General features: G+C 62.6%; 10 protein-coding genes. 9 read left to right on the top strand and 1 reads right to left on the bottom strand.

Annotated elements, in window-relative coordinates:
• Positions 1–9: 9 nt before the first annotated feature.
• Positions 10–1,773, bottom strand: coding sequence for an acetolactate synthase 3 catalytic subunit (locus tag QOC89_RS05050; protein ID WP_323044020.1), 1,764 nt, complete (start codon positions 1,771–1,773; stop codon positions 10–12).
• A 362-nt stretch (positions 1,774–2,135) separates the two neighbouring features.
• Here QOC89_RS05050 and QOC89_RS05045 point away from each other — a divergent pair, with 362 nt between their 5' ends.
• The 9 genes from QOC89_RS05045 to QOC89_RS05005 form a co-directional block, all read left to right on the top strand.
• Complete coding sequence (locus tag QOC89_RS05045; protein ID WP_323044021.1) at positions 2,136–2,699, top strand: RNA polymerase sigma factor; 564 nt, start codon at positions 2,136–2,138, stop codon at positions 2,697–2,699.
• Positions 2,696–3,127 carry a DUF3619 family protein gene (locus tag QOC89_RS05040; RefSeq protein ID WP_323044019.1) on the top strand — a complete coding sequence of 144 codons (432 nt, stop codon included), beginning with the start codon at positions 2,696–2,698 and terminating at the stop codon, positions 3,125–3,127. The genes QOC89_RS05045 and QOC89_RS05040 overlap by 4 nt, the downstream gene beginning before the upstream one ends.
• Before the next feature lie 16 nt (positions 3,128–3,143).
• Complete coding sequence (locus QOC89_RS05035) at positions 3,144–3,902, top strand: DUF3106 domain-containing protein (protein ID WP_323044018.1); 759 nt, start codon at positions 3,144–3,146, stop codon at positions 3,900–3,902.
• Positions 3,903–3,915: 13 nt separating this feature from the next.
• A complete protein-coding gene (locus tag QOC89_RS05030) occupies positions 3,916–4,437 on the top strand; it encodes an RDD family protein (protein ID WP_323044017.1) in 522 nt (173 codons plus the stop codon).
• A gap of 136 nt (positions 4,438–4,573) precedes the next feature.
• A complete protein-coding gene (locus QOC89_RS05025) occupies positions 4,574–5,515 on the top strand; it encodes a UDP-2,3-diacylglucosamine diphosphatase (protein ID WP_323044016.1) in 942 nt (313 codons plus the stop codon).
• 30 nt (positions 5,516–5,545) lie between these two features.
• Positions 5,546–6,577, top strand: coding sequence for a glycosyltransferase family 1 protein (locus QOC89_RS05020; RefSeq protein ID WP_323044015.1), 1,032 nt, complete (start codon positions 5,546–5,548; stop codon positions 6,575–6,577).
• Positions 6,578–6,597: 20 nt separating this feature from the next.
• The gene (locus QOC89_RS05015; RefSeq protein WP_323044014.1) at positions 6,598–7,326 is read left to right on the top strand and encodes a diacylglycerol kinase; all 729 of its coding nucleotides are present in this window, start codon (positions 6,598–6,600) and stop codon (positions 7,324–7,326) included.
• 197 nt (positions 7,327–7,523) lie between these two features.
• Positions 7,524–8,249, top strand: a complete 726-nt coding sequence (locus QOC89_RS05010) for a TetR/AcrR family transcriptional regulator (RefSeq protein WP_323044013.1) — start codon at positions 7,524–7,526, stop codon at positions 8,247–8,249.
• A 2-nt stretch (positions 8,250–8,251) separates the two neighbouring features.
• A partial coding sequence (locus tag QOC89_RS05005) for a TIGR00730 family Rossman fold protein (RefSeq protein WP_323044012.1) occupies positions 8,252–8,572 on the top strand: 321 nt, incomplete at its 3' end.

The raw sequence follows: 8,572 nt of genomic DNA, 5'->3' as shown, positions 1-8,572 counted from the left end.
AAACCGTCGTTATAGATCTTCCGAACCCATGAGCATCTCAGTGATGCCCTTGCCGGCCTGAACCATCGGCCAGACGTTTTCGGTCGGATCGGTCTGGAAGTCGAGAAACACCGTGCGATCTTTCAGGCGCAGCGCTTCCTTCAGCGCCGGTTCCACATCTGCCGTGCGTTCGATCCGCATGCCGACATGACCGTACGCTTCGGCGAGCTTCACGAAATCGGGCAGCGCATCCATGTACGAATGCGAATAGCGCTTACTGTATTCGATCTGCTGCCACTGGCGCACCATGCCCAGATAGCGGTTGTTCAGCGAAATGATCTTCACCGGAGTCTCGTACTGCTTGCAGGTGGAGAGCTCCTGGATACACATCTGGATCGAGCCTTCGCCCGTGATACAGAGCACGTCGTCGTCAGGGTGCGCCATCTTCACGCCCATCGCCGCCGGCAGGCCGAAGCCCATCGTGCCGAGGCCACCGGAATTGATCCAGCGGCGCGGCTTGTTGAAGCGATAGAACTGCGCCGCCCACATCTGGTGCTGACCCACGTCGGAACACACGAAGGCATTGCCGTCGGTCAGTTCCCACGCCTTTTCCACCACGTACTGCGGCTTGATGATGTCGCTCTTGCGGTCGAACTTCAGGCAGTCTTTGGCGCGCCAGGCTTCGATGTCCTTCCACCAGTCGGCCAACGCCGCGGTGTCCGGGCCATGCTCGGCCGTTTGCAACTGCTCGATCAGCTCCTTCAGCACTTCCTTCACGTCGCCGACGATCGGAATGTCGACCTTGACGCGCTTGGAGATGGAAGAAGGATCGATGTCGATATGGATGATCTTGCGCGGGCGCGACGCGAAGTGCGCCGGGTCGCCGATCACACGGTCGTCGAAGCGCGCGCCGATCGCGATCAGCACGTCGCAATGCTGCATCGCCATGTTGGCTTCGTACGTGCCGTGCATGCCGAGCATGCCGAGGAATTTCTTGTCGCTCGCGCGGTAGCCGCCCAGACCCATCAACGTGTTGGTGACGGGGTAGCCGAGCAGATCGGCGAACTGATTCAGCTCACGCGACGCATCCGCCAGGATGATGCCGCCGCCGGTGTAGATATACGGGCGCCTGGCCGACAGCAGCAAGGCAACTGCCTTGCGAATCTGGCCGGAGTGACCCTTCGTAACCGGGTTGTACGAGCGCAGCGAGACGCTCTTGAGCGGTTCGTACTGGCACGGCGTTTTCGACACGTCTTTCGGAATGTCGATCAGCACCGGGCCGGGACGGCCGGTACGGGCGATGTAGAACGCTTTCTTGACGGTGGCGGCGAGGTCGCGCACGTCCTTCACGAGGAAGTTGTGCTTCACGCAGGGACGCGTGATGCCGACCGTATCGCACTCCTGGAACGCATCCTGGCCGATCGCGGCAGTCGGCACCTGGCCGCTGATCACCACCAACGGAATCGAATCCATGTAGGCGGTGGCGATGCCGGTCACCGCATTGGTGACACCGGGGCCGGAGGTCACGAGGCACACACCCACTTTGCCGGTTGAACGCGCGTAGGCGTCGGCGGCGTGGACTGCGGCTTGTTCGTGGCGCACGAGGATGTGCTGGAATTTGTCCTGCTTGTACAGCTCGTCGTAAATGTAGAGTACCGAGCCGCCGGGATAGCCCCACACAAACTCGACGTCTTCGTCGGCCAAAGCGCGCATGAGCACGGTGGCGCCGATAGATTCAGCTTCGGGATGGGGAGTCGTATCCGACGTGGAGAATTCCGCGCTGGGCATATTCATTTATTCACCTTTCGAATTTTCGGCAAAAAATTGATCGGGTGCTCTCTGCCGGGCTTGTGGCTCGGGTTCAAGCGGCGCGTCCAGTTGACAGGTGAGCTTCTTGGGCCACACCTCAATTGAGACAAGTCACTTATGTTGCGAACCAGCGACGATATCTTCAGAAAGCCGCGCGGTCAAGCAAATATTGCCTGAGCGGCCGGCTTCGAATCTCGCAATTGGCCGAAAGTGACCGAAACCTTGTTATAGAGATGCAAGCTGACGCGCGTTTCGCCCCGGCGGCGCAAAAGTTTGTTAGCATCCGCGAGTTTTACGACATTTTTCGACCGATTACGCGCACGCACGCTGCGCCGACCCCCAAACGGATGGCATCAGACAAGGAACTCGCCGATTTTCTGGCGGGCGTCGAAAGGCGCGCATTCAAGCAGACGGTCTACGCCGTGCGGGACGACGACGCCTCGCTCGATATCGTGCAGGACGCGATGATCAAGCTCGCCGAAAAATACGGCGACCGTCCGCCGGCCGAACTTCCGCTTCTGTTTCAGCGTATTCTCCAGAATGCGACGCACGACTATTTCCGTCGTGCGAAAGTGCGCAATACTTGGGTGAGTCTGTTTTCCTCGCTCGGCAACGCCGACGACGACGAATTCGACCCACTCGAAACATTCGAGGCGCAGCAAGGCTCTGCGGGCTCGGAAAGCAACGAACAGAAACTCGAACGCGAACAGGTCTTACAGTTAATCGACAACGAGATCCAAAAATTACCGGCACGTCAACGGGAGGCGTTTCTCATGCGTTATTGGGAAGATATGGATGTCGCCGAGACTGCCGCCGCAATGGGCTGTTCCGAGGGTAGCGTGAAGACGCACTGCTCGCGGGCCACCCACACGCTGGCGCAAGCGCTCAAGGCTAAAGGAATCACGCTATGAGCTCCCCAGAAACCAAAGAACTCGAGTTCGCCCGCCAGGTGCGCCGCGCGCTCGACGAAACCGCCGCCAGCATTCCGGCCGCCACCGTCGACCGGCTCGCGGCGGCGCGCCGCGCCGCGCTCGCCCGCAAGAAGCCCGAACCCGTGAGCGCGCCGGTGTTCGTGCCCGCTCTCGCCGGTGCCGGCATGGCGGCCGCCGGAATGCCGCCAGTCAATTTGCCGCAGCGCGGCCGTTCGCCGCTGCGCCGCTTTGCGCTCGCCTGGCCGCTCGTCGCGCTGCTGGTCAGTCTCGTCGGCATCGCTTACTGGGAAGACCAGCAACGCACGGCCGAACTCGCCGATATCGACGCAGCCATGCTAAGCGACGACTTGCCGCTCAATGCCTATCTCGACCACGGTTTCAACGCGTATCTATCACGCGCCCACTGAGCGGGAGATTCTTCGGGTGAGTTACAAGCGCGGCTTGGCCGTTGTTTTCGGATGTGCGATCGCGGCCCTGGTGTCGTTTGCCGCGACGTATCCGCGCTTTTATCCGAGCACGTCGCCCACCAGCACGCCTGCCGCAGGCGGCAATGCGACCGCCAAGGCGCCGGCGCCTACGCTCGCCGTCGAACTGCCGAGTCTGCCCACCAGCAATAGTCCGATGGCATGGGCGCGCCTGAGCGCGGCCGAGCATGTCGCGCTCGCGCCGTTCGCGAGCCAATGGGACTCCTTCAGCGACGAACGCAAGCGAAACTGGATCCGGATCGCATCGCGTTATCCGAAGTTGTCGCCCGATGCGCAAAAACGCTTGCATGACCGGATGACTGAATGGGTCCGGATGACACCCGAACAGCGGCGTGTCGCCCGCGAGAACTACCAGGTGTCGAAGGAGTTGCCGCGCGAAACCCGCCAGAACGCGTGGAAGGCCTATCAGCAATTGCCCGAGGAACAGAAGGAGCGGCTCGCCGCGAGTGAGCGCAAGCGGCGCCCGAGCGTCGTCAGCGCGCCGCCGTCCGGCAAGTCGGAGATCAAGGGCCTGGACCGTCTGGTCACTGCACGGGAGCACGGCGCGAGCGGTGCCGCGGCGGTGAGTGCCCCGGCAGCCGTTCCATTGCCGAGCCCGGCTTCCACGCCGGCGATTCCGGCTGCAGGCAGCTTCGTACCCGCTACGCCGATCCCGGTGTCGCCGGCCGAGGCGCCGTCGATCTTCAACGGCTCCTGAGCCGGGCCCGACTGTGTCCCAGCCGCTCGCCACCTCGTCCCTGCCCGCCGCTTCGTCCGGCTCCGCACCCACCGTTCGCCGGCGTCTCGCCGCGCTGCTCTACGAAGCCGTGATTCTGTTCGGCGTCGTGTTCATCGCGGGTTATCTGTTCAGCACACTGACACAGCAGCGCAACGGCCTCACCCACCATAACCTGCTCGCGGCGTGGATCGGCCTCGTGGTCGGTCTGTATTTCGTCTGGTTCTGGACTCACAGCGGCCAAACGCTGCCGATGAAAACCTGGCGCCTGCGCGTGGTCGCCGCTGACGGCGCCCCGCTGACCACGGGCCGCGCGATCGTTCGTTACGTGCTCGCGTGGCTGTGGTTTTTGCCGCCGCTCGCGCTGCATCCGTTGCTCGGCCTCGCCGTACCGCAGACGCTGGTGGTCGCCGCGATCTGGTTCGTGCTGTGGGCCGCGACCGGCCGCTTCGATCCGCAGCGTCAATTCCTGCATGACCGCCTCGCGGGTACACGCGTAGTGAGCGTCGTGCGTTGACATAACGCCCGCCCGGCAATTCCCCCAACGCGGCGGCGCCCCTCTCCCGATACCGTAATAAGAACTTCTCGTGACTGTCACGGCACGGTCACGCGCGGCTGGCGCAATACAGGCACTGCAACTCGACGCGTGAGCCATGGACCCCAAAACGTCCGCGACTTCCCTGTTCCGCCAGACCGGCCCGAGCGTCGACCCCGTCGCGTTCCGCCCGGAACCCAACCCTGGTCACGGACTGCCGTTGCCCGTACCGTCAATGCCACTCGACGCGCACGCCGGTCATCACGACGACGATCACGCCGAACCACACCGCTATCGCACGATCTGGCTCTCCGACATCCATCTCGGTTCGAGCGGTTGTCAGGCGCCCTATCTCCTCGACTTCCTGCGGCACAACGAGTCGGAATATCTGTACCTCGTCGGCGACATCATCGACGGCTGGCAGTTGAAAAAAGGCTGGTACTGGCCGCAGGCTCACAACGACGTCGTGCAGAAGGTGCTGCGCAAAGCGCGCAAAGGCACTCAGGTCATTTACGTTCCGGGCAATCACGACGAAGCCGCGCGCCAGTTCTGCGACCTCGCGTTCGGCGACATCCACGTGCGCGGCGAAGCCTTCCACACGACCCTCGCCGGCAAGCGCCTGTGGATCGTGCACGGCGATCTGTTCGACGGCGTGATCCAGCATGCCAAGTGGCTCGCGTATCTGGGCGACACGCTCTACACGATGATCCTGATCCTGAACCGCTGGTTCAACCGGATCCGCAGCCGCCTCGGCTTCCCGTACTGGTCGCTGTCGCAATACCTGAAGCATCAGGTCAAGAACGCGGTGAACTTCATCTCCTCGTTCGAACGCGTGATGACCGACGAAGCGCGCCGCCGCGGCTGCGACGGCGTGGTCTGCGGACACATTCACAAAGCCGAGATCCGCGACATCGACGGCGTGCTGTATTGCAACGACGGCGATTGGGTCGAAAGCCTGTCGGCACTCGTCGAGACGTACGAAGGCGAACTCAAGGTGATCTACTGGACCGTGATGCGCGCACCGGAAGTCGGCGTGCAAAAGGCCCGGGCGACCGCGTAGTCCCTCTCCACTTCTATTGGGCCGAAACCGATGAAGATCATGATCGTCACCGACGCATGGGAACCGCAGGTCAATGGCGTCGTGCGCACGCTGAAAAACACCACGCGCGAGCTCACCGCGCTCGGCCATCGCGTCGATTTGCTGACGCCGCTCGAGTTCAGGACGATTCCGTGTCCGACCTATCCGGAGATTCGCCTGTCGCTGCTGCCGCGCCGCAAGCTGCGCCAGCGGATTGACGAATTCGCGCCCGACGCATTGCACATCGCAACTGAAGGCCCGCTCGGCATGGCCGCGCGCGCCTATGCGATCCAGCACAAGCTGCCGTTCACGACCGCTTATCACACGCGCTTTCCCGAATACGTGCAGGCGCGTTTCGGCATTCCGCTCGGGGTCACCTACAAGTTTCTGCACTGGTTCCACAAGGCGTCGCTCGCGGTGATGGCGCCCACGCCGGTGGTCAAGACCGACCTCGAAAAATTCGGCTTCACCAACGTGGTGCTGTGGACGCGCGGCGTCGACCTCGATATCTTTCACCAGATGGACTCGAAGGTTCTCAACACGGCGCGGCCGATCTTTCTGTACGTGGGACGTGTGGCCGTCGAGAAAAACGTCGAGGCGTTTCTGAAGCTCGACCTGCCCGGCTCGAAGTGGGTTGCCGGCGAAGGCCCGGCGCTGGCCGAACTGAAGTCACGCTATCCGCAAGCGAATTACCTGGGCGTGCTGACGCAAGCCGAACTGGCGAAGGTCTACGCCGCCGCCGACGTCTTCGTATTCCCGAGCCGCACCGATACCTTCGGGCTCGTGCTACTCGAAGCGCTGGCCTGCGGCACGCCGGTCGCGGCGTATCCGGTGACCGGCCCGATCGACGTGCTCGGCGACGGCGGCGCGGGCGCGATGCACGAAGACTTGCGCGAAGCCTGCCTCGAGGCGCTCAAGATCGATCGCAGCCATGCACGCGCGTGGGCCGAACGCTTCTCGTGGACGGCGGCGTCCGAGCAGTTCGCGGCGCATCTGAAGCCGCTGCCGCGCGCCTCGTACAGTGAGGAAAGCGCCGCCGCGTGAGGCGACGCGCCGAGCTGCTTATGCGAACCCGAAACTCCACCGCGGCACGCGCGTCGAACGGCGCGTTGCGCGCTGTCGATGCCGGCACTGACAGCGCCAGCATCGAGCCGTTCGACGACGTGCGCGAGCACGATACTGAGCGCGACCCCGAGCACGTCACTGAGCACGTCACTGAGCACCGCATCGAGCACCGCATCGAGGACGATACCAGGCACGATAGCGGGCACGGCGCGCCAAATCATGCCCATCACGCGAATGGTTTGCGTGGCATGAATGGCGCCAGCTTCGAGCGCGCCGACAACGATCTGCACCACGAGCCGCTCAGTCCCGACGATCCGCTCGCCCCGCTCCCTTTCAATCCGTACAAGGGCAATCGCGGCCTGACCCGCGCATGGCACGCGATGAAAAATTCGCTGGCCGGTTTTCAGGTGGCGATCCGCGAGGAAAGCGCGTTCCGCCAGGAGCTCACGCTCGCCGCGATCCTGATTCCCTGTGGCGTGCTGGTGCCGGTCGATCCGGTGTCGCGCGTGCTGCTGATCGGCTCGGTGCTGCTGGTGCTGATCGTCGAATTGCTGAATTCGAGCGTCGAGGCGGCCATCGACCGGATTTCGCTCGAACGCCATGAGTTGTCGCGCCGCGCCAAGGATCTCGGCAGCGCGGCGGTCATGGTCGCGCTTGGCATGTGTCTGATGACGTGGGGGCTGATTGTCGGGCCGCTCATCGTGGGATGGGTCAAAGCGTGGCTATAAGGCGTGGCTGTAAAGCAAGGCTATGAAGCAAGGCTATGAAGCAAGGCCATGAAGCTGAGGCCGCGCCGTTCCATCGCACCCTCAGCAATGAAAACCCTGAGTATTCGTTTGGTATAAGAACGGTCGGTTTATAATCGACCGATACCAACCGCGTCCGGGTGGATCACGCAAGCCCGGCGTTACCAGGGCCGGACTACATGGAAGCCAAACCTCCCCGCCGCACCCGCGAACGGATCCTCGAACTGTCGTTGAAGCTGTTCAACGAGATCGGCGAACCGAACGTCACGACCACGACGATCGCCGAGGAAATGGAAATCAGTCCAGGCAACCTGTACTACCACTTCCGCAACAAAGACGACATCATCAACAGCATCTTCAGCCAGTTCGAGCAGGAGATCGAAAAGCGCCTGCGCTTCCCCGACGATCACCGCGCCACCATCGACGAGATGTGGTCGTACCTGCAGTACATGGTCGATTTCACCTGGCGCTATCGTTTTCTGTATCGCGACCTGAACGATCTGCTGGCGCGCAACCGCACGCTGGAAACGCACTTCAAGCAGATCATCAGCCACAAGGTGCGCTTTGCGAGCCAGTTCTGCGAGCAACTGGTGGCGGACGGCGAAATGGTCGCCACGCCCGAAGAGCTGCACGTGATTGCCACCAACATCGGCGTGATCGCGACATACTGGCTGTCGTATCAGTTCGTGATGAACCCGCGCAAGTACAACGAGCAGGAAACCATTCGCGCTGAACTGCATCAGGTGAGCGTGCAGATCGTCTCGCTGATGGCGCCTTATCTGCGCGGCCGCTCGCGGCAGATTTTCGACGACCTCGTGTCGGGCAAGCTGCCCAAACGCGAGTTCTACGATTACCTGCCGCCGAAAGAAGGCGCCGCGCCCCGTAACGAACCGAAGGACACTTGAGCATGAAGTCGGTGTGTGTGTATTGTGGCTCCTCCGACGGAGCCAAACCGTTGTACGCCGAAGCCGCGCGCGCCTTCGGCCGCGCGCTGGTAAAGGCCGATCTCGCGCTCGTCTATGGCGGCGGCAAGGTCGGTCTGATGGGCGTGATCGCCGATACGGTGATGGCCGAAGGCGGCCGCGCAATCGGCGTGATTCCCGAGTTGCTGGTCAACAAGGAAGTCGGCCATAACGGGCTGACCGCGTTGCATGTGGTGCCCGACATGCATCATCGCAAGAAGATGATGGCCGATCTCTCCGATGCGTTCGTCGCGATGCCGGGCGGT

Source organism: Paraburkholderia sp. (genome assembly GCF_034668105.1).
In the GTDB taxonomy this organism is placed as follows: domain Bacteria; phylum Pseudomonadota; class Gammaproteobacteria; order Burkholderiales; family Burkholderiaceae; genus Paraburkholderia.
Note: the sequence above shows the minus strand (reverse complement) of the source record. Positions and strands in the feature narration are given on the sequence as shown.

What these genes read in the sequence shown, in the direction of transcription:
- QOC89_RS05050 (WP_323044020.1), bottom strand. Translation starts at nt 1,773, where the DNA reads ATGAATATGCCCAGCGCGGAATTCTCCACGTCGGATACGACTCCCCAT.
- QOC89_RS05045 (WP_323044021.1), top strand. Translation starts at nt 2,136, where the DNA reads ATGGCATCAGACAAGGAACTCGCCGATTTTCTGGCGGGCGTCGAAAGG.
- QOC89_RS05040 (WP_323044019.1), top strand. Translation starts at nt 2,696, where the DNA reads ATGAGCTCCCCAGAAACCAAAGAACTCGAGTTCGCCCGCCAGGTGCGC.
- QOC89_RS05025 (WP_323044016.1), top strand. Translation starts at nt 4,574, where the DNA reads ATGGACCCCAAAACGTCCGCGACTTCCCTGTTCCGCCAGACCGGCCCG.
- QOC89_RS05020 (WP_323044015.1), top strand. Translation starts at nt 5,546, where the DNA reads ATGAAGATCATGATCGTCACCGACGCATGGGAACCGCAGGTCAATGGC.
- QOC89_RS05015 (WP_323044014.1), top strand. Translation starts at nt 6,598, where the DNA reads ATGCGAACCCGAAACTCCACCGCGGCACGCGCGTCGAACGGCGCGTTG.
- QOC89_RS05010 (WP_323044013.1), top strand. Translation starts at nt 7,524, where the DNA reads ATGGAAGCCAAACCTCCCCGCCGCACCCGCGAACGGATCCTCGAACTG.